The organism is Maribacter sp. Asnod1-A12 (genome assembly GCF_045063735.1).
Taxonomy (GTDB): Bacteria; Bacteroidota; Bacteroidia; order Flavobacteriales; family Flavobacteriaceae; genus Maribacter.
This window is the reverse complement of the sequence record NZ_JBEFNZ010000006.1, coordinates 1,092,647-1,115,267: the sequence shown is the minus strand read 5'-3', so window position 1 is coordinate 1,115,267 and position 22,621 is coordinate 1,092,647. Positions and strand designations below refer to the sequence as shown.

The window sequence follows — 22,621 nt, the reverse complement described above, 5'->3', positions numbered from 1 at the left end:
AATAGCAATTATCTTTTTATTTAATTTATGGTGTATCTCATACCAAAAAATGATCTTATACCTTGGTTGGGACCGTAGACGTATGATGGGTCAAAAGTCAATGCATTTGGGTTGTTTGGTGTAGCAACGGCATTACCGTTGGCATCAAAGGTTACCTCTTTGTCAAAAGGATCATCTGCTCTAGCAATTATAAATGGATTACCTCTGTTAGGTGTCCAGTCCAATAGGTTTTTTATACCTCCGTAAAATTCGAAATTCTTTAAACCGTCATAAGTAAATTGTATATTTTGAATGCTCCAAGCGGGTGAAAAATCACTTCTTGGGTCGTTTTCTCCTAAGGTCGGTAGTCGCATAGGGCCATAAAGGTTTCCAGTGTAATCAATCGTAAAGTCCCAAGCTCGAACATCATAGCTAACACTCCAATTGGCAGAATAGCTCTCGGTTAAAATTTGTCGCTGTTTTACGCCATTCTCGGTATTGCTTACGTTCTGTAGTGTACCGCCTACCATGAACTTTAGACCATTATAAAAAGAAACATCTACATTGGCACTGATCCCTTTTGAAATGGAAGTACCATCTAGATTGTCATATATGATTTGATTCGGATTAGTATCATAATCAGGTATAATAACATTCTGAAAATTAGTGTAAAAAGCAGATGCATCTAAACTAACAAAAGTGCCACTATCACCATAAATTTTCTTGAGATAATTAAGGTTGATATTAAACGAACGCTCGGGTTCTAATTCTTCGGCAATGATAACATCTCGAGAACCGGTAAGTGCAGCGTGGTCTTCTGTGAATAGATTAACGACTCTAAAGCCGGTGCCCGCATTCAATCGAATGATATCATTATCTGTGAACTTAAATCGATACGCGGCCCTTGGGGTAAAAATGTTGCCATGTCGGTCATCATAATCATATCTGCCGCCCAACAATAGCGAATGTTTTTTGTTAAAGGCTATTTCATCTTGTATAAATATACTTGGTATTAAAATTTCATCAGGTTCGTTTTCGTTGTCATTCGCAGTGGCAGTTGTGTTATCATCATAGTAGTTGTAACGTAACGCCGTACCTGCCAAAAGACTATGTTTTCCACTAGTTTTATCCCATGTTAATTGTGTAAAACCAATACGTTGATCGGCCAAATATGCTACATCGCCATAAACAGAGTTTTGTTTGTGGTCATTATAAGAAAAAGATAGTATCATCTGTTCTTTTACCGGTAATTGATATTTCCCTAATAATTCCCATCTGCGGGTATATATACTTTCGCCATAAATTTCATCTCCTCCTCTAAATTCTGGTGTCCATTGCATTTCACCTCCCCATCGATCTTCGTAAAAGAATCGACCTGCGAGAGACAGAACACGAGCGTCTTTTCTTGAGAAATTCCATTTTTGAAAAATTGAAATTCTGTCTTGAAGGGTAAGGTCTGTAAAATTATCGTCATTATTATCGATAGGATTATCATATTTAAAATAATTGACACCCAATAGAACGTTGGTTTTATTTCCTATATTAAATTTAGTGCCAACATCAAGGTTGAATTCACCCCAATCGGTTATAAAGGTATCTGCAAAGAATTTAGGTGCGGAAAGATTGTTTTTGGTGATAATATTTATAAGTCCGCCAACGGCCTCACTACCATATAAGGATGAAGCGGGACCTTTTACAACTTCAATTTGTTCAATTAACGAATTTGGAATGCCAGACAATCCATAAACAGTACCTAATCCACTTACAATAGGCATTCCGTCAATAAGTACCAAGGTGTAGGGTCCTTCCAGGCCATTAATATGTATATCGCCGGTGTTACATACATTACAATTAATTTGTGGACGAACACCATTGACATTCTGTAATGCTTCAAAAATACTGGCTGTAGGGTTTTTTTTAAAAAAAGTTGGCTTGTAAACTTCCACAGGTACCGGGCTCTCTAATCTACTAACTGGTTTTAAAGTACCGGTGACTACCATTTCGTCTAAAGATTCTGTTGATGCTTTTAAGTTAATGTCGATTATTTTGTCTTGATCTTTACTTATCGTAATTGTTTTATAAAACTTTTCAAAACCAATATTCGATGCTATCAAAGTGTATTTTCCTGGTGAAATATTTTTTAAAGTGTATTGTCCTTTTTCATCGGAAGCAGTACCAATCTCTGTTCCTTTTAGGTAAATATTCACGTAGGGTTCTGAATTACCATTAAAAGATACGGTACCAGATATGTCTGAATTTTGCGCGCTGATTACATTTAAAGATAAAATAGAGCAAGCAAAAAATATAATTTTAATCATCTAAATATTATTTTAGACAAACCTAAAAAATTGTTTTTACATATAAAAATGTATTTTTGCATTTATATTGTTTTAATATGACATTATCTGAAGAAGATTACATTAAGGCTATTTATCATTTAAGCGAGTTTAATTCTAAGTCTGTCGCAACTAATGCTATAGCAGAACAAATGAAGACGAAGCCGTCTTCGGTAACCGATATGGTAAAAAAGTTATCGGAGAAGTCTTTGGTTAACTATAAGAAATATCAGGGCGTATCTCTTTCTGAAAAAGGGAGATTAGTAGCACTATCTATTATTAGAAAACATCGTTTGTGGGAGGTGTTTTTGGTAGATAAGTTGAATTTTTCTTGGGATGAGGTTCATGTAGTCGCAGAACAATTAGAGCATATAAAAAGTGAAGCTTTAATCGATAGATTAGATGCTCATTTAGGCTACCCAAAGGTAGATCCTCATGGTGACCCTATTCCTAATAAAGATGGAGTTTTTGTAAAATCGGTTAAGAAATTGATTAGTGATTTGCCTGTGGGGGTTGAAGGGGTTTGCGTCGGCGTAAATGATTCTTCCGCTGCTTTTTTAAAGTTTTTAGACAAGAATAAAATCTCTTTAGGGGATACGTTTAAAATATTGGAAATAGAAGAATTTGATGGTTCGGTAACGATATCAACAAGGTCGGGTTCCATTAGAATATCTAAACAAATAGCAACAAATTTATTTTTAGAGATTGTAGATGAAGAGTAATGTTTTAAACAACTAAAATTATTTAAATTATGGATCAAATTATAGCTTATTTTGAATCAATAGACCCCGTGTTGGCTGCATTTTATGCTACATTATTTACATGGGGACTTACAGCTGCTGGTGCAGCTTTGGTTTTTCTTTTTAAAACAATGAACAGGGCCGTTTTAGATGGTATGCTTGGTTTTACTGGTGGTGTAATGGTAGCCGCTAGTTTCTGGAGTTTATTGGCGCCAGGTATAGAAATGAGTCCTGGTGAGGGCTTCGTAAAGGTAATACCGGCAGCGGTTGGCTTTTTTCTAGGGGCTATGTTCATTTTTGGTTTAGATAAGGTATTACCACATTTGCATATCAATTTTAAGGAAAGTGAAGCAGAAGGGGTAAAAACACCCTGGCGTAGAACTACACTTTTAACTTTGGCGATTACACTTCACAATATTCCCGAAGGTCTAGCTGTGGGTGTGCTTTTTGGTGGTGTAGCTGCCGGTTTTGATGGTGCTTCAATTGGTGGGGCGGTAGCTTTAGCTCTTGGTATTGGCTTGCAAAATTTTCCAGAAGGTTTTGCCGTGGCCATGCCGTTACGTAGACATGGTTTAAGTAGAACAAAAAGTTTTATGTATGGTCAAGCTTCTGCGTTGGTTGAACCTGTAGCTGCTGTACTTGGTGCATGGGCAGTTTTAACTTTTCAACCAATTTTACCCTATGCGCTTTCGTTTGCGGCAGGTGCTATGATTTTTGTAGTGGTTGAGGAAGTAATACCAGAAACACAGCAAGATAAATACACCGATATCGCTACGATGGGCTTTATTGGGGGATTTATAATTATGATGACATTAGATGTTGGTTTAGGTTAAGATTAAAGTGTTATTGTGATGCAATAATTTAATTCCAATTTTAGCGTTTAAGGCAATAGTATTGTTAACTTGATACTTTAATTTTTTATGCATTCTTCTAAGAAAAATTGGGTTTGGACAATTACGTTGATTGTAACGATTATATGTTGTGCGGCAGTTTTAATATTACATGTAAAGAACTGGGTGACTAATGATGACAGTAGTCTAGGTCTGCGTTCGGGGTTTTATAATGTTGAAATTCCTTTAAATGAATTAGATAGTGTTTTATTTGTAGAAAGGATACCGCCAATGCAGCGTTTACATGGTTTCTCCGCTTTAGAAAAAGAGAAAGGCGTCTTTAGGGAATTTAAAGATTCTTTGACAGATAAAAGGGTGCATGTATTTGTGGATAATATTAATCAGCAAAAAGTAAAGTTAGTTTATAAAGATTCGAGTTACGTATATTTTAACCTGAAAGATTCTGTGGAAACTATTCAACTTTATGAGAAGCTTAGTATTAATAACAGTACGTTAAGCAAACCTAATTAACTATAATCACGAGATAATTTTAGTAATTATCGAATTGTTTTAGACTAACTAGTTCGAATTATAATATATTAGAGAATGACAAAAATGAAATTGTTATTGCTATTGGTTTTAGGACTTATTACTACACAGATTTTTGCTCAGCATGATCTTAGTTTGAGCATAGATGGGGTAGTTTCAGAAGAAGGTGATATTTGTTTCGCCATTTATAATACTGAGGGTTCTTTTTTAAAATTTGATAAGGTATTTAAATCGGGCTCAGAGAAAGCGGTAAAAGGTAAAACAGCGGTTCAGATAACAGATTTGCCCGATGGTGAATATGCAATCGCTATTTTTCATGATGTTAATAGTAATAAGAATTTAGATACTAATATACTTGGTATACCTAAAGAACAAATTGCTTTTTCTAAAGGTAAAATGAAAATGTTCGGTCCTCCAAAATACAACGAATGTGTGTTTACAATCAATTCAAATATGGAGATGAATATTCAGTTACAGTAAATATTAAAATTCGATAGTTGACTGTATCTTTGCAATAAAATTTTCATGGTTTTAGTTGCAGAATTAATAGGGGCTTTACTGGGTTTGTCAGCAGTAATATTTGGTGCTTTTGGCGCACATTTATTAAAGAAAACCTTAACTACCGATCAATTAAATAGCTTTGAGACGGGAGTTAAATATCAAATGTACCATGCACTTTTGATTTTAATGCTAAGTTTCAACCTTAATCTTGAAACTAGCATAGAAAAAGCTATTATTTACTGTTTAATTATTGGCACAATACTATTTTCGTTTAGTATATACGGTTTATGTATTACCGCATCAAAAGGAAAGAAATTAAAAATATTGGGTCCTGTAACTCCTCTTGGCGGGCTTTTTTTAGTTATAGGATGGGGACTGTTATTCTATAATTATATTAAAAACCTCATATAAACTACTCTATAGGTGTAGCTTTAAATTCTTTAATTGCAGTATTTGGCTCCATAATAGCATAACCTTCCCAAAATGACGGATCATATTTTGGCATATATGTAGGTAGTATGGTATTGTTTTCTGTAAAATCATCAAAAGTAGCCTGAGTAATATCTTCTGATTCAAAAACGATCATTTCATTTTTAACAACATTAATAAAAACAAAATCCATATCACCGGTCAATTCGTTCTGTTTGTTTTTTCCTTTTACAATTTTGTTTTTTTCAAAGATTTTTAAAGGTCTTTTGATGCCAAAACGTTCGCCTATTTCAGATTCATAATAGTGTAAACCGTAATAACCATCTGCACCTTTTTTATATATTATTTTTCCTTTAGATAAGTATTTATTTGACGAAATTCCTAATAGGCTAAGCTTACTAACAGGTTTTACATTAATATAATCTAATTGAATTACTGCGAAATCGTCTGCATTTATGTATAAGGTACCCTCAAAATCTGCTGAGCCATCTGGTATAAAAGAAATTACATATACGGCTGCATCACCTAAATAGGTAAATTCATTAAGGGTATAATCATACTTTCTAGATTTGAGTATAAAATTGAAATCACTGCCAGCTTGAGTAGGTAATTCATTTAATATGTTACCCAAACTATTCCTTTTCCAATGTGCAAAGTTTTTTTGCCGTAATTCCTTTTCTTTTTTCTTTTTTTCAAGTTCTGCATTAAATGCAGCTACATCTGTAGAATCTACATCTTCTTTAAAAAGTTCGCTTACCTCATCAGCATTAATTTTATGAGAAAATAATCCAGATTTAATTTTAAAATATGAACCAGGTTTTACATTTTCTTTCAGTATCGTATTGAATTGTTCTTCTATTTTTTCTTGATCAAGAGCAGTGTTTTTATCGTATAATTTAGACGCTTTTAATAAATCAAGTTTTTGTACATCTTCATCATAACTTCCATATAAATCACCCACAAGTTCTTGATAATAAGCATCATTTTTAGGAACGGTAGAAATTATACTATCAATAAAATTTTGATTTAATATATCGATAGAAGATTTTTTAACCTTAAAATTACTTTTTGTCCATCTGTCAAAATACGATGCTCTATGGAATAGTCTTTTTTTAGTGAGATTATTAGAATAGTTTTTTTCTAGATTATCTTCAACTAGGTCCATTATCTCTTCAGCAGAATAGTTTTTATTAGATACAATAACTTCACGTAATTCAATCGACTTAGGTGCGAGTAGTATTTTTGAAGTAGTAAATTCAGAAATGGGTTTAGATAGTGTTTCATAACCCATGGAAGAAATAGTTAGGGAATCTGACTCTGTAATGGTTTCATTTAAAAGAAAATTAAAGTTGCCTTCCTCATTGGTGATGACACCTTTGCCTTTCAGTTGTACCGTTGCAAAAGGTATTGGTTGCTGGCTAATACTATCTATCACAGAAGCACTTAAACTTTGTGCACTCGCATTAATAGAATTGAAAATTAGAAAGGTAATAAAAGCAAAGAAGGTCGTATTTATCTTCATGGTGTTAGATTATTCCTACGCAATCTAAACGAACCAAAGTAAGAAACGTTACAATTTTAGAAATTGTTAAGAGTCTTTTAAACCTTATTTAACTAAAATAGTTATTTAGTGACAACCACAATCATCTTGACCACAAGCTTTTGAATTACGCTTTTTATTTGGTAAAAGAGATTTAGGAATAAAAAATTTAACGGCAACATAGCCAACGGAAATAGCTAAAGTAATGTAAACCAATATGTGTTGTAATATGTCCATACTTATTTTAGTATTTGATAAGCTATTAAAGCAACAATATAAGCAAAAAGGCTCATAAAGACTAGTTGACCCGCAGGCCATTTCCATGAATTGGTCTCTCTTTTTACTACAGCTAATGTGCTCATGCATTGCATTGCAAAGGCGTAAAAAAGAAGTAGAGAAATACCAGAGGCCAAATTAAACAATGGTTTATTTGTTCTAGGATTTACCTCGGCGGCCATTCTGTTTTTAATAGTTTCCTCTTCATCATTACCTACACTGTAAATGGTTGCAAGTGTACCAACAAAAACTTCTCTTGCTGCGAAAGATGTAAGTACGGCAATACCAATTTTCCAATCATAACCTAATGGTCTTACAATAGGTTCTATTGCCTTGCCCATATAGCCCATATACGAATGTTGTAATTTGTAACCGGCTATTTCTTGAGCCAAAGCACGCTCTTCTAGTTCTTTTTGAAAATTAGAGATACTTGGGTCATTTGCATTCAATTCATCGCTATGAGTCTCAAAATAAATTTCACTACTACCGCTAAAACCTTCTTCATTTACCCTTTTGGTAACTATAGTCTCTGCGTTTTTAAACTCATCAGAAAATCCGTTTGATCCTAAAAACCAAAGAATAATCGAGATGGCTAAGATGATTTTACCGGCTCCAAAAACAAAACTCTTTGTCTTTTCAAGAACCGTATAGCCTACATTTTTCAATAATGGTAACTTGTAATTCGGCATTTCTACTACAAAGAAAGATTTGCTCTTAATTTGTAATATTTTGTTTAAAATAACAGCAGATAGTATTGCTGCACCAAAACCCATTAAGTACAAAGACATTAAGGTCAGTGCTTTATAGCTTAAGCCAAGAAAACTACCTTCAGGTATTACCAATGTAATAATAATCAAGTAAACGGGTAAACGGGCGGAGCATGTGGTAAACGGAGTTACCAATATTGTAATTAGCCTTTCTTTCCAATTTTCAATAGTTCTAGTGGCCATTACTGCAGGAATGGCACATGCGGTACCGGAAATTAACGGAACCACACTTTTACCGCTTAAACCAAACGGACGCATAATCCTGTCCATCAAGAAGACTACTCTACTCATGTAGCCTGTTTCTTCTAACAGCGCTATAAACAAGAATAAGAATGCTATTTGAGGTATGAATATTACAATACCACCAATACCGGCTAAAATACCTTCCGCAATTAAATTAGTGAAAACGCCAGGAGGTAAAGTGTCTTTCACCCATTCCGTCGCAGAGGCAAAAAAACCATCAATGAGGTCCATAGGATATTCGCTCCATCCATAAATGGCTTGGAAAATGACCAATAGAATCAAAAAGAAAATGACGTAACCAAAGACCTTGTGGGTCAATATTTTATCCAGTGTAGCTCTAAAACCTTTCGCTGCCGCAATATCTACTTTGTATGTTTCTTTTAAAATGCCATTTATAAACTGATAGCGTAGAATGGTCTCTTTTTGTTGTAATCGCTTTAGTTCAGATTTTGACTTGGTGGCAAAAGAGGCGGTCTCTTTTTTTAATGTCTTTTCTAAAGGCATGAAATTGACATCCTGTGTAATTACCAACCATAATTTGTAAAGATCTTCCTTTGGAAAAGCCTCTTTAAGTCGGTCAAAATATTCTGGAGAAATTACCGAAATATCTACATTTTGAGTGGTTCTGAGATTTTTGTAATCTGCAATTAGTTCCCTCAATCTATCAATGCCCGTACCTTTTCTGGTACTAACCAGTGCTATTTTCGTATTTAGTTTCTGTTCTAACAGTTCAATATCAATGGTAATGCCTTTTCTTGACATGCGATCGGCCATGTTAATGACCAAAATGGCAGGAATCTTTAAATCTTTAATCTGAGTGAAAAGAAGAAGATTTCTTTTCAGGTTCTCTACATCTGAAACTACAATGGCAACATCTGGGTGATCCTTGTCATTTTTGTTCAGCAATAGCTCAACCGCTACACTTTCATCTAATGAGGTGGTATTTAAGCTATAGGTGCCCGGTAAATCTAAAATATGGGCTTTTACCCCTCTAGGTAATTTGCAAATACCTTCTTTTTTTTCAACGGTGATGCCTGGGTAGTTTCCTACTTTTTGATTTAATCCGGTAAGTTGATTAAAAACCGATGTTTTACCGGTATTAGGATTGCCTATAAGGGCGACATTGATTTGTTTGCTCATATAACCGCATTGTCTTCTATAATTTCAAGTGCTATATGAAACGCCATTTCTCTTCTAATGGCAATATGAGAACCATTTACGTTAATATAAATAGGGTCTTTTAAAGGAGCTACCTGAACCAATTCAACTTCATTACCTGGTAAACAACCCATTTCAAGAAGCTTAATCGGCAATAAGTCTTCGGTGAATTCTTTGATAATTCCCCTTTGGCCTTTCTTTAAATGTGCAACGGTAGTTTCCAATCTTTATTTAGATTCATTATAAGTAAGGCAAAAGTAATGGAAATTATCCAATTAGTAAATTAATACATCTAAAACTAATATCACTTTTTGGGCAAGCCTCATTTGTGTTAATCATTTGTTTCGTCGTAAGAATTTTTTAAAATTTCTATATCCGCCAAAATTTTATCCACATCCTCTTTTTTAGTGCCGTCGTAAAACCCTCGTATGCGTTTGTCCTTATCCACTAATATGAAGTTCTCTGTATGGATCATATCGAACGGTCCACCATCACCATCGGTCTTTACTGCTAAATATGATTTTCGTGCCAGTTCATAAATCTGTTTCTTGTCACCGGTAACTAAATTCCAGTTGCTATCATTAACGCCTTTTTCAAGGGCATATTTCTTTAGCTGAGCAACAGAATCAATTTCTGGCGTTACTGAATGTGAAAGTAACATTACGTCATTATGTTCTCCAAGGGCTTTTTGTAGGTCAACCATATTCTTGGTCATAATAGGGCAAATAGTGGGGCAGGTGGTGAAAAAGAAATCGGCAACATAGATTTTGTCCTTGTAATTATCTTGAGTTATGGTTTCACCATTTTGGTTAGTCAAAGAAAAATCTGCAATGGTATGGTACTTTCTAACATGTTGAATTTCTTCGGCTACCAATTCGGCATTTACCATGGCAGGCGAATAGACCGGTAATAATTTCACGGGTTGTAAGGCATTATAAAAAAGATAAATAATAACTATGGATAGGCATAAAAGCACTATTCCAAAGAGTTTGTAACGAGCAAAGAAAGTACGCATACTTTTTTATACAAAGATAGTCTAGGGGTGGCGAGTTTTCAAGGAAATTTACTGCTTCGCTTGATAAATTATTCATAAAATGGCACTACCTCAATGGGTTTCTTTTTTTTAGCGGTTGTAAAAATGTACTTTTGTGCGATTTTAATTTTCAGGAAAAAAGAATGAGCCCTATAATAATAAAGACAATACAATTTTTTTTAAGCCTCTCTATACTTATCGTTCTACACGAGTTAGGGCATTTTATACCAGCAAAATATTTTAAAACTAGAGTAGAGAAATTCTACTTGTTCTTTGATGTGAAGTTTTCGCTTTTTAAAAAGAAAATAGGTGAAACCGAATACGGTATCGGTTGGTTGCCTTTGGGCGGATATGTAAAAATATCTGGAATGATAGATGAGAGCATGGACAAAGAAGCCATGGCAGAAGAACCAAAGGAGTGGGAGTTTAGAAGCAAACCGGCTTGGCAACGTTTAATTATAATGTTAGGTGGTGTTACAGTAAATTTCATTTTGGCTGTTGTTATTTTCATTGGTCTGGCATATGCTTATGGTGAAACCTATATTGCAAATGATAGTTTAAAAGATGGTGTTTGGATTACCGATACTACATTGGGTGATGCATTGGGTATACAAACAGGTGATAAGGTTCTTGCCGTTGATGGTAAGGAAATTGAATCTTTATATAGTATAATGCCAGAAGTGGTTTATGGTGAGAAAATCACTTTAGAACGTGATGGTAATAAAATTGAAAAGGATATTCCCGTAGATTTTATAGAAACTATTTCTGATAACAGGGAGAATGCGAGGTTTATTTCATACCGAAATCCGTTTGTAGTTAGAAGCATTCCAGAAGATTCTCCAAATAACGATAGCGGATTTCAAGAAGGTGATGCTGTAGTAAAAATTGCCGGTACACCTGTAGAGTTTCAAGATCAGGTGATTCCTGTGTTGGTGGCTAACAAAGGTAAAACCGTTCCTGTAGAAGTTATGAGGGAAGGTGATAAAGTTTCTCTGAATGCAAAGGTTTCTGACGAAGGTAAATTTGGGATTTATGCGGGATTTAATTCAAGAGAGGAATATGAAGAAAAGGGCTATTTCAAAATTGAAACACTTAATTATACTTTTCTAGAATCTATCCCGGCCGGATGGAACAAAGGTGTAAAGACCCTTACGGATTACATTAAGGGGATGAAGAAAATCTTTAATCCTGATACTGGAGCTTATAAAGAGGTTGGTGGTTTTGCCGCTATTGGTGGTATGTTTCCAGATACTTGGAACTGGCCAGCATTTTGGGCTACAACCGCGTTTATATCTATTATTTTGGCATTTATGAACATACTTCCAATACCTGCTTTAGATGGCGGACATGTTATGTTTTTGCTTTATGAAATAATTACAGGAAGAAAGCCAAGTGATAAGTTTTTGGAGTACGCACAAATTACCGGATTCTTTATTTTAATAGCACTTTTACTGTTCGCAAACGGTAATGATGTCTATAAATTGATATTTAAATAAAAAAACTTAATTCTTTGTTTGGCGAGTTTCAAAAAACTACTATATTTGCACCCGCTTTAGGAAACTAAAACGGGTTATTTTCCTCCTTAGCTCAGTTGGTTAGAGCATCTGACTGTTAATCAGAGGGTCCTTGGTTCGAGCCCAAGAGGGGGAGCAAAAAGCGAAATCCAATCTATTTATTTAGGTTGGATTTTTTGTTTTTGGTCAATATTGGCTATGGTTCGCAAGGTTTTTAGTCTGTAACGATTTAATTAGGGTAAGGTTGAGTATGCCAAGATATTATCCAATATAAGGTACACTATTCGGATGACCATCTAATTTTTATAGTATACATCTTCATTTTCTACTTTTCCGAAACTGACTTGCAGTAATACCCACATTACGTTTAAAGAACTGATTAAAATTGGCTACTTCATTGAAATCTAACTCATAGGCGATTTCTGCCACAGATTTATCCATTTGATGTAGCAAGGTTTTGGCATACAGTATTTTGTAATCAATGATAATTTTCTGGGCGCTTTTACCAGCTGCTTTCTTAGTGCATTCTGTTAAATATATAGGACTTATGTTCATCTGTGAGGCATACTCGGCAACAGATAAAAAATGATGGTTACTCGATAAAATGGCTTGCTCAAATTTTGACATAATGGTTTCAAACCTATTAAGGGTGACCATACCGTTATTATCACGGGTAAAGCGTTTTACCTTAAAAAGTAAGAGAAGAAGTAATGAGCGTACAATTTCTTTACTATGATGTTTTTTAGCCCTAGACTCTCTGTATAATTCTTCTGAAAGACTTAGTATTTCTTTAAAATCGTTATCCTTTAATTGGTATAAAGGCATAGTATGAATTTTAAAGAAAGGAAACTCATTCTGAAGTCCGTATGATTGATTTAGGGTATTGAAGATATGTGGGTTAAAATAGAGAATATACCCCTTATCATCATTGGGTGGAATCTCATCATAGTCTATGACCTGAAACGGAGAGATAATTGCTAAACTATTTTTCATCTCCTTCAGCGTTTGACCGCCAATTTTAATGCTTTTCGTACTCCGCTCTAAAACGCCTATTTCAAAAAAATCTCGTTTATGTGGTCCTGAGAATACCTTATCAGGATCAGCAAACTGTTTATGTTTTTCCATTCTTCTGATATAGAAGCTGTTATCGTAGTCGTTTGCAGGTTCTAAACTGTTTAAGAAATAGGCGTTAATATCGTTAAATACGTTCATGTTATTCCTTTACTTCCTCATTTTCAGTAAGTAAAAGTACAAAAACTTAAATTGTAATCTATTTTACATTAATTATAATATATAATTAAATAAATCAAACCAATACTTTTGGCTCATCAAAGTATAGATAGCAAATGAACAGTTTGGTTACAAAATTGCAAAACCTATTTTCTTCTCAAAAAAAGAGAAGTGGCGAAGCTGTAGATAAAACCAAAAAGGGCAATAAAAAATACGCTCTTAAAGATGATAGTATCTTAAAGTTGCTTTATCTTTTTGTGGGTCCTGCAGTGTTAGGTCTTTTGATTAATGCGCTATATAATTTTATTGACAGAATTTTTGTGGGTCAGTTTGTTGGTGTAGATGGCTTGTCTGCTGTAACGATGGTTTTTCCGGTAACACTTTTTCAATTCGGATTTGTATTACTTTTTGGTAGCGGTGCAGGTATATTAATTGCAAAATACTTAGGGGAATCTAAACTAGAAATAGCAGAAGATGTTTTAGGTAATGCTATTGCGGGCCTTTTAGTAGTTATGGTCGTTTTTACTGGTGCGGGACTTTTATTTTACAAGCCTTTATTAGTGTTATTTGGCGCTAGTGGTGAACTATTAAGTTTATCAGCGGAATATTTACTTGTTATCATTTTAGGTTTTCCATTAAGTTTCTTTCTTGCTTTTGAGTTTACCTGTAGGGCAGAAGGCAACCCAAGATTACCGGCTATACTTGTTATCATTTCTTGCGTTGTCAATGTAACCTTAGATTATGTGTTTATGAAAATACTGAATCTAGGCATACAGGGTGCAGCATTGGCAACCATTAGCGCTCAAGCTTTTAATGCTCTGTACCTTATTAGCTATTATGTAAGTGGTAAAAGTGTAGTTAAAATTGTATGGCATAAAATAAAAATCAAGAAACAATTCATTTTACCACTATTATTAGTGGGTACCGCTCCATTTTTAATGGATTTGGCAATTAGTTTTCAAAACATATTCGCAAACCATTTACTTCTTCAAACAGGTGGTTCTAATGGTGTGGCTGCCATGGGTATTTTGTTTGGTATTAATGTGTTTTTTATGATGACGGCTCTTGGTACAGGTGATGGTATGCAACCAATTATAAGTTTTAATTTTGGGGCAAAACAATATAACCGTGCGTTTAAAACTTTAGAATACGCTTTAAAATTTGTTACCCTGTTTGCTTTAATCGGTTGGTTTATTTTAGAAGTATTCCCGGCTCAATTAACCAGCATTTTTATAGACGGAAATGAAGAGGTAATTGGTATTACAAAAACAGCTTTAAAAATATTCGCTATATCCATTCCCTTTTATACCATACAAATCGTAATTACAAGATATTTTCAGGCACTGCAACTTAACAAAGTAGCCACATTTTTAGCGTTACTTAGACCAATATTGCTCTTTGTACCTATTGCATATTGCTTAAATAATTGGTATGGTTTAAATGGTATTTGGGCCGCCTTTCCCATAAGTGATAGTTTGTCGGCTATTCTGTCATTGATATTGGTAAAAAAGTATTCATTAAAGAAAATTAACGCTCAGTAATAACATAAATTAAAAATTATGAACGATTTACATATTAAAAAGCAAAATGATATTGGCTTATTAATATTAAGAGTAACCATAGCAGGTTTAATGCTTTTTCATGGTGTTGCTAAACTAAGTGGAATTGACCCAATAAAGGGTATGGTTTCAAATATAGGTTTGCCAGAATTTTTAGCATATGGCGTGTATCTAACAGAACTAATTGCTCCGATAACTATTCTTATTGGCTGGCGAACACGAATTGCTTCTGTTTTATTTTTCTTCGGAATGATAGCTGCAATGCTTTTAGCACATGCCGATACTATTTTTGCGATTAGTATAATGGGCGGACTAGAAAACGAATTAATACTGCTTTATGCTTTTGGTGCACTAACAATATTTTTTACCGGAGGAGGTAAGTATGCGGTAGCGAATAAAAACCAATGGGATTAATAATTAATTGATGTACAGTAATTTGTGTAATTTCAATAGCGTATTATAAAAGAATCTTAAAAATATAAAAATGAAAATTTTCAAAATCAATCTACTTAGTTTTTTCGCAATAGTTACAATAGTTTCTTGTAAATATGCCGAGAAAAAAAAGGAAAGTCTACCTGAAAATAAAATTCATTTTGTGTTGACAGATACGGGTCAAGACAAATTTTATGATAATGAAGGCAATCAAATTGATAAACCTAGTTTAGCAGATGAATTTTATGGTCAAGATGCGCAATTTACTGGTGTTCAATCTTCATATACAGATAATGGAGATGGCACTATAACCGACAATAACACAGGTTTAATGTGGCAAAAAACACCAGATTTTAAACACCATAATTTTTATAATGCTTTCGATTATGTGGATAGCCTTGAAATTGGTGGTTATACTGATTGGAGAATGCCAACCATTAAAGAATTGTATTCACTTCTTAATTCTAATGGTGAATTGTACCCTCAAGATTTAGAAAAATCGCAGTCTTATTTAAATACAGATTATTTCGATTTTGAATACGATAAAAGAATGCCGTATGCAGGACAATATTGGTCGAGTACAAAATATGTAAAAGGACCATTACAGAACATACAAATGGAAGGCGCTTTTGGATTCAATTTTGCCGATGGACATATAAAAGCCTATGAAACTGGTTTGTATTTTGATGGTACCGAAGGCGTTCACGACCCAGGGAACAACGTAAGAGCAGTTAGAGGAACAGAAAATGTGTATGGTGTCAATGATTTTGTGGATAATAACAATGGAACAGTTACCGATAAAGCAACCGGATTAATGTGGCAAAAAGCAGACGATGGTAATACTTACGATTGGACTGAAGCATTACAAGTTGCAAAAAATAGCAAAATAGCGGGTTATGAAGATTGGAGATTACCTAATACTAAAGAGCTTCAAAGTATTGTTGATTATGACAAAGAAACATTTCCTGCAATAGATGAAAACTTTTTTGAATGTACCGAAGATAGTTGGTTCTGGTCAAGTACTACTCAAGGCGATTTTAAATACACAGCTTGTTATATAGCATTCGGGAAAGCGTATAGTAAAGATAATAGTTCTGCAATCGAATATTATGATTGGCATGGAGCAGGTGCACAACGCTCAGACCCAAAAGAAGGTAATATTGAAAATTATTTAATGGAGTCTGTTAACGCTGCAGATTCTCTAAGAATAAAAAACTATGTGCGATTAGTAAGGAATAAGTAATAGAAATCCCATCGATAAAAGCTAATGAAACTTAGGTGTAAACTTCAGGTTGGTCTATAATACTTGTGGCCATTTCATTAAATATAGAAATTTACATATTCGCTTTATAAACCATTCAAAATCAGCATTAAATAACAAATAAAACAGATGAAAACTACAACAATTAAATTCCATACTTTGTGTTTCAGCTTGCTTATAAGTCTCTTTTCGATGTCTTGCAATAGTAATAAAAATAAAGAAACGTCAAATCAAGTTTCAGAATATAATGTGCTAACGGTTTTACCAAAAACAGTAAACCTTTATAGAGAATTCCCGGCAAGTATAGAAGGGATTGAGAATATAGAAATAACTCCTAAAATAGAAGGTTTTATAGAAAAAGTATTGGTGAATGAAGGTGAATATGTAGAAAAAGGACAATTACTTTTTATCTTAAACGCACCACAATATTCGCAAGATTTATTGAGTGCTAAAGCAGCAGTTAATAGTGCAGAAGCAGAAGTAAGCTCTGCTCAATTAGAAGTTGAAAAAGCAGAACCATTAGTAAAAAGAGAAATTATAAGTAGTTTTGAATTGGCGTCTGCAAAAAATACAGTGACTGCAAAAAAAGCTGCTTTAGAGCAAGCTAAAACCGATTTATCAAATGCTAGAACCAATAATAACTACACCAGAATTACTGCGCCAGTTTCTGGTTATATTGGTACGTTGCCTTACAAATTAGGAAGCTTAGTTAGTAGTTCAACAGGGGCTTTAACAACAGTTTCAAATATTAAACAAGTCTACGCTTATTTTTCCATTAACGAAAAATTTCACTTGGAAGTAATGCGTTCTCGTAAAGGAAATACACCCGAAGAACGTGCAAAAAACACACCAGAAGTTTATCTTTTATTACCAGACTACACCTTGTTTGACCAAGTAGGGCAAATACAATCTATTAGCGGACAAGTAGATGAAAATACAGGTTCTTTTAATGTTCAAGCTCTTTTTGAGAATCCAGAAGGGTTGCTTAGAACAGGAAATAGTGCTACCGTTAAAATCCCTAGAGAAGTTGAAGATGCTTTAGTAATACCGCAATCTGCAACATACGAGATTCAAGGTAATGTTTTTGCATACGTGTTAGATAGCGAATCGAAAGCCAAGGCTACTAAATTAACCGTAGAATCTTCAACTTCTGGTAAAGCTTATATTGTAACCAATGGCTTAAAAGCGAATGACCAAGTGATTATTGAAGGTATTAATACGTTGTCTGACGGAAAAGAAATTAAACCAGTACAAGTAAACGCTTCCGAAATTGAAGCTTTGCAGCTGGAAGATATTACAATCGATAGTAATTCATAAAGAAGAAAATTATGTTTAAGAGATTTATAAAGAAACCCGTACTTTCTTCGGTTATTTCTATCCTAATATTGATTTTGGGTATTATAGGAATCACCACTTTACCGATGTCTCAATATCCGGATATTGCACCACCCACCGTTCAAGTTTCCGCATCTTATGATGGAGCAAACGCTGAAGCTGTTTTAAATAGTGTTATTGTTCCATTAGAAGAAGAAATTAACGGTGTAGAAGGCATGACATATATGACGTCTACCGCAACTAGTGGTTCTGCCAGTATTACTGTGTATTTTGAATTAGGTACAGATCCAGATATTGCTGCAGTAAATGTCCAAAACAGTGTGTCTAGTGCTAACAGTTTATTGCCAGATGAAGTTATAAATTCTGGTGTAACTACAGAAAAACAACAAAGTAGTAACGTTTTAATTGTTGGTTTATATAGTGATAATGATGATTATGACGAAGAGTTTATTCAGAATTACGCCGAAATAAATATAGTACCTATTCTAAAAAGAATTAACGGAGTTGGTAGTGCGTCTTCTTTTGGTTCTAGAGATTATAGTATGCGTATTTGGTTAAAAGCCAATATTATGGCGAACTACGGATTAATTCCTTCGGATATTAGTACCGCATTAGCAGACCAAAACTTGGAAGCTGCACCAGGAGAGTTAGGTTTACAAGGTGACCAAGCATATCAATACACCTTAAAGTATAAAGGAAAATTACAAAATGCATCCGAGTTCGAAGATATCATCATTAAAACGACTGATGATGGACGTATCTTAAGATTAAAAGATGTAGCCCGTGTAGAATTGGGTTCACAATCATACAGCACATCAACGTTAATAAACGGAAGTCCAGGAGTTGGTATTGCTATTGCACAAAGTTCTGGTTCTAACGCACAAGAAGTTGTAGAAAATGCCCTTGCAACTTTAGAAAAAGCATCTGTTAATTTCCCCGAAGGAATCAAGTATGTCGAGTTAATGAATGCTAATAATTTCTTGGAAGCATCCATTGAAAAAGTAATTCATACACTAATTGAAGCCTTTTTATTAGTGTTCTTAGTAGTTTTTATCTTCTTACAAGATTGGCGTTCTACATTAATTCCAGCAATTTCGGTTCCTGTGGCTATTGTAGGTACGTTTTTTTTCTTAAGTGTTTTTGGTTTTACTATTAACTTATTAACGCTATTTGCACTCATGCTCGCCATTGGTATTGTGGTAGATGATGCTATTGTTGTTGTAGAAGCAGTACACGCAAAATTAGATTCAGGTTACAAATCGGCAAGAAAAGCCAGTTTAGATGCGATGAGCGAAATTTCTGGAGCCATCATTTCTATTACTTTGGTGATGTCTGCGGTATTTATTCCGGTAACTTTTATTAGTGGTTCTTCAGGGGTTTTTTATCAGCAATTCGGTTTAACATTAGCCATTGCTATTATTTTATCGGCTATTAACGCATTAACCTTAAGTCCTGCATTGTGTGCTTTATTATTAAAACCACATGAAGAAGGACATGAGAAAAAAGGTTTTATGCAACGTTTTTATGTCGCCTTTAATACCGCTTTTGAAAAAACCACAGGTAAATATAAAAAGTCGGTGTCTTTCTTAATGCATAAGAAGGGTATCGCCATTACTATACTTTGCGTGTTTATCGGTTTGTTTGTCTATTTAATGAATACCACAGCAACAGGTTTTGTGCCAGATGAAGACCAAGGAACCATTATGGCAGATATTAGCTTACCAGCAGCATCTTCTCTAGAAAGAACCGAAGAAGTGGTTACCAAAATACAAGAAATTGTAGAAGATATGCCCGAAGTTAGAGCGGTTTTAAGATCGTATGGTAGAGGGATGATTAGTGGAGAAGGTTCTAACTACGGCATGGTAATTTTAAAATTAAAAGATTGGAGCGAAAGAACTGGAGACGACCAAGATGTACAATCGATTATTAAACGGTTATTCGCAAAAACAGCACATATAAAAGATGCTAGAATTATCTTTTTTGCACCACCAACCATTACAGGTTTTGGTATGAGTAACGGTTTTGAAGTCCAATTACAAGACCAAAAAGGCGGAACTATTGATGAGCTATACACGGTAAGTCAAGATTTTATAAAAGGCTTAAGTGAACGACCTGAAATACAGTACGCAAATACCACGTTCGATCCAACTATTCCGCAATACGAAGTGGTCGTAGATGTTGCAAAAACCAAATTAGCAGGTTTAGATGTAGAAGGCGTTTTAAGTGTGATGCAAGGGTATTTTAGTGGAGTATATGCATCGAGTTTTAATAAATTCGGAAAGCAATATCGTGTTATTTATCAAGCAGAATCTAGTTTTAGAGAAAATACAGAAAGTCTAAATGCTATTAAAGTCAAAAACAGCGATGGTATTATGGCACCAATAACCGAGTTTGTAACGCTTAAACGTGTGTACGGACCGCAAAGTGTAACACGATTTAACCTCTTTACAGCAGCTAAAATTACTGGAGCACCAAACGATGGTTATAGTTCTGGAGATGCCATTGCAGCAATAGAAGAAGTTGCTGCAGAAACATTACCAACAGGTTATGGATACGAATATTCTGGTATGACAAGAGAAGAAATATCTGCAGGTAGCCAAACGGTTTATATTTTTATGCTGTGTTTCATTTTTGTGTATTTCCTATTATGTGCGCAATATGAGAGTTTTATACTTCCTATTGCCGTATTGTTAGCGGTTCCTGCTGGTTTATCTGGTGTATTGATATTTGCTAATGTATTCGGAATTAGTAACAATATTTATATTCAAATTACCTTGGTGATGCTTATCGGATTATTAGCTAAAAATGCCATTTTAATTGTGGAATTTGCCATACAGCGACGACGAGAAGGTGAATCTATTTTACAATCTGGTATAGACGGAGCAATTGCCAGATTCCGTCCAATTTTAATGACATCTTTCGCATTTATTTTTGGAATGTTGCCCTTAATGATTGCAACCGGAGCAGGAGCAACTGGAAACAGAGCGATTGGTACAGGAGCTATTGGAGGTATGTTAATAGGTACTGTTTTGGGTGTTATATTAATCCCAGTGTTGTTTATCATATTTCAATCACTTCAAGAAAGAATAGTAGGTGTTTCAGATCATGATTGGGGAGAAGATGATGAAGACGATAATCATGAATTAAACTAACCGTATAAAGTAGAAAGTTATGAAATTTAAAGCTTTAAAATATATCATTCCCATTGCCGTATTTGTTCTTACATTGAATTCTTGTGGTGTTGTGAATAAGAAATATGTAGCACCAGATATGGAATATGTAGAAAGCTACAGAGATACTTTAGTGCAAGACACGATGTCTATTGCAGATTTACCTTTAAAGGAAATCATATCAGATACTATTTTACAAAACTTAATTGAGGAAGGCTTGCAGAATAACTTAGACTTAAAAGTTGCTATAGAAAACATTAATCAGGCAAAAGCAAGCTTAGTAGAAGCCAAGTTGCAGTTTTTACCAAGTTTAGAAGGTAGCGCTAATGTAACACGTTCTAAAACATCTGAAGCTTCTTTAAATTTAGGAAGTGTAAGTGGAATTAATTTAAACACAACTTCTTATGTCGGGCAACTAAGTAGTAGTTGGGAACTTGATGTTTGGGGAAAATTACGAAGTAATAAACGTTCTGTTTTAGCGTCGTTCTTAGAAACCGAAGCAGCCACAAAAGCGATACAAACCCAATTAATATCAGATATAGCAGTCAGTTATTATAATTTATTGGCTTATGATGCACAATTAAAAATTACCAAAGCAACTTTAGAGAATAGAGTAGAAGACCAAGAAATTATGAAACTGCTAAAAGAATCTGCTATTGTAGATGGAGCCGCTGTAGTGCAAAGTGAAGCGAGTCGATATGAAATTGAAGCGTCGATACCAGATATTGAAATTTCTATTTTAAATCAAGAAAATGCACTATCTATTTTATTAGGAAGAGTTCCTGGGCGTATTGAAAGAGATTCTTTAAACAACCAAATTCCGCTTTCCGATTTAAAAATTGGTGTTCCTGCGTCTCTTATTAGAAACAGACCAGACATTCAAGAATCAGAAATGGCTTTTAGATCTGCTTTTGAAGATGTAAATATGGCAAAAACCTATTTTTATCCATCGTTTTCAATTACTGCGAGTGGTGGACTTTCGTCTTTAAGTCTATCAGATTTTTTCGATAATTCAGTTTTCTATAGTCTTGTTGGAGGTTTAACGCAACCTATATTTAAAAACGGAGAAAATAAAGCACGTTTAAAAATTAATCAATCATTACAACAACAAGCGTTTTACGATTATAAAGCATCTTGGTTAACTGCAGGTCAAGAAGTTTCCGACGCCTTGTTTTTATATAAAAAATCGCAAGAGAAACAGATTTCTAGAACACATCAAATTTCATCTTTAGAAAAATCTGTAGAGTTTACAGAAGCCCTTTTAGAGTATTCTTCAGATACTAATTATACCGATGTACTTACTACAAAAAACAGCCTATTATCGGCACAAATAGATGGTGTAGAAGACAAGCTTCAGGAGTTACAATCCATAATACAATTATACCGAGCACTTGGTGGTGGATGGTAGAATTAACAAGTATAAATTACAGAGCTTAAAGAAGTCCGTTTAATTATTTGAATGGACTTATTATTATAAATGGTAGAAGAATTTTTTAACAATTAGGTTGGTTTTAGTGGTAACGAATAAAAAATCACCACAGAATGTCTAATTTGTTAATCTTCCGATTTAAAGCTGAAATTTTGATAAGTTGTGTGTCCTGTTTTTATGAAATTGAATATTCTTCAAATACTATTTTGATAATCTTGATTAGTGTGTGTTTTTCAATAAATAATATTTTACGAATACAGCATATTTTAGCATTTGTAATCCATGTACTACAAATGTAAATTTCGTAAAA

The 22,621-nt window shown here is 34.1% G+C and carries 19 protein-coding genes and 1 tRNA gene; 13 read left to right on the top strand and 7 right to left on the bottom strand.

The features are described from left to right. Positions 1–20: 20 nt before the first annotated feature. A complete protein-coding gene (locus ACJJVP_RS04580) occupies positions 21–2,297 on the bottom strand; it encodes a TonB-dependent receptor (protein WP_405411150.1) in 2,277 nt (758 codons plus the stop codon). Between the two features lie 77 nt (positions 2,298–2,374). Between ACJJVP_RS04580 and ACJJVP_RS04575 the strand changes: the two genes are divergently transcribed. The 5 genes from ACJJVP_RS04575 (at position 2,375) to ACJJVP_RS04555 (ending at position 5,346) form a co-directional block, all read left to right on the top strand. Beyond that, a complete protein-coding gene (locus ACJJVP_RS04575; RefSeq protein WP_405411148.1) occupies positions 2,375–3,037 on the top strand; it encodes a metal-dependent transcriptional regulator in 663 nt (220 codons plus the stop codon). Between the two features lie 29 nt (positions 3,038–3,066). Then, entirely contained in the window at positions 3,067–3,888 is an 822-nt protein-coding gene (locus ACJJVP_RS04570; protein ID WP_405411147.1) for a ZIP family metal transporter, read from the top strand. Between the two features lie 87 nt (positions 3,889–3,975). Further along, positions 3,976–4,416, top strand: a complete 441-nt coding sequence (locus tag ACJJVP_RS04565; protein WP_405411146.1) for a hypothetical protein — start codon at positions 3,976–3,978, stop codon at positions 4,414–4,416. Positions 4,417–4,500: 84 nt separating this feature from the next. After that, positions 4,501–4,914 carry a DUF2141 domain-containing protein gene (locus ACJJVP_RS04560; RefSeq protein WP_405411143.1) on the top strand — a complete coding sequence of 138 codons (414 nt, stop codon included), beginning with the start codon at positions 4,501–4,503 and terminating at the stop codon, positions 4,912–4,914. Positions 4,915–4,959: 45 nt separating this feature from the next. Continuing rightward, positions 4,960–5,346, top strand: a complete 387-nt coding sequence (locus ACJJVP_RS04555) for a DUF423 domain-containing protein (protein ID WP_405411141.1) — start codon at positions 4,960–4,962, stop codon at positions 5,344–5,346. A 1-nt stretch (position 5,347) separates the two neighbouring features. Here ACJJVP_RS04555 and ACJJVP_RS04550 read toward each other — a convergent pair whose 3' ends face one another. The 5 genes from ACJJVP_RS04550 to ACJJVP_RS04530 all read right to left on the bottom strand — a co-directional run bounded on the left by ACJJVP_RS04550 (position 5,348) and on the right by ACJJVP_RS04530 (position 10,363). Next, positions 5,348–6,886, bottom strand: a complete 1,539-nt coding sequence (locus ACJJVP_RS04550) for a carboxypeptidase-like regulatory domain-containing protein (protein WP_405411139.1) — start codon at positions 6,884–6,886, stop codon at positions 5,348–5,350. Positions 6,887–6,991: 105 nt separating this feature from the next. Then, positions 6,992–7,141, bottom strand: a complete 150-nt coding sequence (locus tag ACJJVP_RS04545) for a hypothetical protein (protein ID WP_405411137.1) — start codon at positions 7,139–7,141, stop codon at positions 6,992–6,994. Positions 7,142–7,143: 2 nt separating this feature from the next. Then, the gene (gene feoB / locus ACJJVP_RS04540) at positions 7,144–9,330 is read right to left on the bottom strand and encodes a ferrous iron transport protein B (protein WP_405411135.1); all 2,187 of its coding nucleotides are present in this window, start codon (positions 9,328–9,330) and stop codon (positions 7,144–7,146) included. Next, complete coding sequence (locus tag ACJJVP_RS04535) at positions 9,327–9,572, bottom strand: FeoA family protein (RefSeq protein WP_036151340.1); 246 nt, start codon at positions 9,570–9,572, stop codon at positions 9,327–9,329. Before ACJJVP_RS04535 ends, feoB begins: the two co-directional genes overlap by 4 nt. A 107-nt stretch (positions 9,573–9,679) precedes the next feature. Further along, entirely contained in the window at positions 9,680–10,363 is a 684-nt protein-coding gene (locus ACJJVP_RS04530; protein WP_405411133.1) for an SCO family protein, read from the bottom strand. Positions 10,364–10,524: 161 nt separating this feature from the next. On the opposite strand from ACJJVP_RS04530, the gene rseP reads away from it, so the two are divergent. Continuing rightward, positions 10,525–11,877: an RIP metalloprotease RseP gene (gene rseP, locus ACJJVP_RS04525; protein ID WP_405411131.1), complete on the top strand. Its 1,353-nt coding sequence runs from the start codon at positions 10,525–10,527 to the stop codon at positions 11,875–11,877. A gap of 80 nt (positions 11,878–11,957) precedes the next feature. Continuing rightward, positions 11,958–12,031, top strand: a tRNA-Asn gene (locus tag ACJJVP_RS04520). A gap of 182 nt (positions 12,032–12,213) precedes the next feature. On the opposite strand, the gene ACJJVP_RS04515 is transcribed toward ACJJVP_RS04520, so the two are convergent. Continuing rightward, entirely contained in the window at positions 12,214–13,107 is an 894-nt protein-coding gene (locus tag ACJJVP_RS04515; RefSeq protein ID WP_405411129.1) for an AraC family transcriptional regulator, read from the bottom strand. Between the two features lie 134 nt (positions 13,108–13,241). Here ACJJVP_RS04515 and ACJJVP_RS04510 point away from each other — a divergent pair, with 134 nt between their 5' ends. The 6 genes from ACJJVP_RS04510 (at position 13,242) to ACJJVP_RS04485 (ending at position 22,290) form a co-directional block, all read left to right on the top strand. Beyond that, positions 13,242–14,666, top strand: coding sequence for an MATE family efflux transporter (locus tag ACJJVP_RS04510; RefSeq protein WP_405411126.1), 1,425 nt, complete (start codon positions 13,242–13,244; stop codon positions 14,664–14,666). A gap of 18 nt (positions 14,667–14,684) precedes the next feature. Next, the gene (locus ACJJVP_RS04505) at positions 14,685–15,098 is read left to right on the top strand and encodes a DoxX family protein (RefSeq protein WP_405411124.1); all 414 of its coding nucleotides are present in this window, start codon (positions 14,685–14,687) and stop codon (positions 15,096–15,098) included. Between the two features lie 70 nt (positions 15,099–15,168). After that, a complete protein-coding gene (locus ACJJVP_RS04500) occupies positions 15,169–16,359 on the top strand; it encodes a DUF1566 domain-containing protein (protein WP_405411123.1) in 1,191 nt (396 codons plus the stop codon). A 210-nt stretch (positions 16,360–16,569) separates the two neighbouring features. Beyond that, a complete protein-coding gene (locus tag ACJJVP_RS04495; protein WP_405411121.1) occupies positions 16,570–17,694 on the top strand; it encodes an efflux RND transporter periplasmic adaptor subunit in 1,125 nt (374 codons plus the stop codon). 11 nt (positions 17,695–17,705) lie between these two features. Continuing rightward, the gene (locus ACJJVP_RS04490; RefSeq protein ID WP_405411118.1) at positions 17,706–20,864 is read left to right on the top strand and encodes an efflux RND transporter permease subunit; all 3,159 of its coding nucleotides are present in this window, start codon (positions 17,706–17,708) and stop codon (positions 20,862–20,864) included. A 19-nt stretch (positions 20,865–20,883) separates the two neighbouring features. Next, the gene (locus ACJJVP_RS04485) at positions 20,884–22,290 is read left to right on the top strand and encodes an efflux transporter outer membrane subunit (RefSeq protein ID WP_405411117.1); all 1,407 of its coding nucleotides are present in this window, start codon (positions 20,884–20,886) and stop codon (positions 22,288–22,290) included. Positions 22,291–22,621 lie beyond the last annotated feature (331 nt).

What these genes read in the sequence shown, in the direction of transcription:
- ACJJVP_RS04580 (WP_405411150.1), bottom strand. Translation starts at nt 2,297, where the DNA reads ATGATTAAAATTATATTTTTTGCTTGCTCTATTTTATCTTTAAATGTA.
- ACJJVP_RS04575 (WP_405411148.1), top strand. Translation starts at nt 2,375, where the DNA reads ATGACATTATCTGAAGAAGATTACATTAAGGCTATTTATCATTTAAGC.
- ACJJVP_RS04570 (WP_405411147.1), top strand. Translation starts at nt 3,067, where the DNA reads ATGGATCAAATTATAGCTTATTTTGAATCAATAGACCCCGTGTTGGCT.
- ACJJVP_RS04565 (WP_405411146.1), top strand. Translation starts at nt 3,976, where the DNA reads ATGCATTCTTCTAAGAAAAATTGGGTTTGGACAATTACGTTGATTGTA.
- ACJJVP_RS04560 (WP_405411143.1), top strand. Translation starts at nt 4,501, where the DNA reads ATGAAATTGTTATTGCTATTGGTTTTAGGACTTATTACTACACAGATT.
- ACJJVP_RS04555 (WP_405411141.1), top strand. Translation starts at nt 4,960, where the DNA reads ATGGTTTTAGTTGCAGAATTAATAGGGGCTTTACTGGGTTTGTCAGCA.
- ACJJVP_RS04550 (WP_405411139.1), bottom strand. Translation starts at nt 6,886, where the DNA reads ATGAAGATAAATACGACCTTCTTTGCTTTTATTACCTTTCTAATTTTC.
- ACJJVP_RS04545 (WP_405411137.1), bottom strand. Translation starts at nt 7,141, where the DNA reads ATGGACATATTACAACACATATTGGTTTACATTACTTTAGCTATTTCC.
- feoB (WP_405411135.1), bottom strand. Translation starts at nt 9,330, where the DNA reads ATGAGCAAACAAATCAATGTCGCCCTTATAGGCAATCCTAATACCGGT.
- ACJJVP_RS04530 (WP_405411133.1), bottom strand. Translation starts at nt 10,363, where the DNA reads ATGCGTACTTTCTTTGCTCGTTACAAACTCTTTGGAATAGTGCTTTTA.
- rseP (WP_405411131.1), top strand. Translation starts at nt 10,525, where the DNA reads ATGAGCCCTATAATAATAAAGACAATACAATTTTTTTTAAGCCTCTCT.
- ACJJVP_RS04515 (WP_405411129.1), bottom strand. Translation starts at nt 13,107, where the DNA reads ATGAACGTATTTAACGATATTAACGCCTATTTCTTAAACAGTTTAGAA.
- ACJJVP_RS04510 (WP_405411126.1), top strand. Translation starts at nt 13,242, where the DNA reads ATGAACAGTTTGGTTACAAAATTGCAAAACCTATTTTCTTCTCAAAAA.
- ACJJVP_RS04505 (WP_405411124.1), top strand. Translation starts at nt 14,685, where the DNA reads ATGAACGATTTACATATTAAAAAGCAAAATGATATTGGCTTATTAATA.
- ACJJVP_RS04500 (WP_405411123.1), top strand. Translation starts at nt 15,169, where the DNA reads ATGAAAATTTTCAAAATCAATCTACTTAGTTTTTTCGCAATAGTTACA.
- ACJJVP_RS04495 (WP_405411121.1), top strand. Translation starts at nt 16,570, where the DNA reads ATGTCTTGCAATAGTAATAAAAATAAAGAAACGTCAAATCAAGTTTCA.
- ACJJVP_RS04490 (WP_405411118.1), top strand. Translation starts at nt 17,706, where the DNA reads ATGTTTAAGAGATTTATAAAGAAACCCGTACTTTCTTCGGTTATTTCT.
- ACJJVP_RS04485 (WP_405411117.1), top strand. Translation starts at nt 20,884, where the DNA reads ATGAAATTTAAAGCTTTAAAATATATCATTCCCATTGCCGTATTTGTT.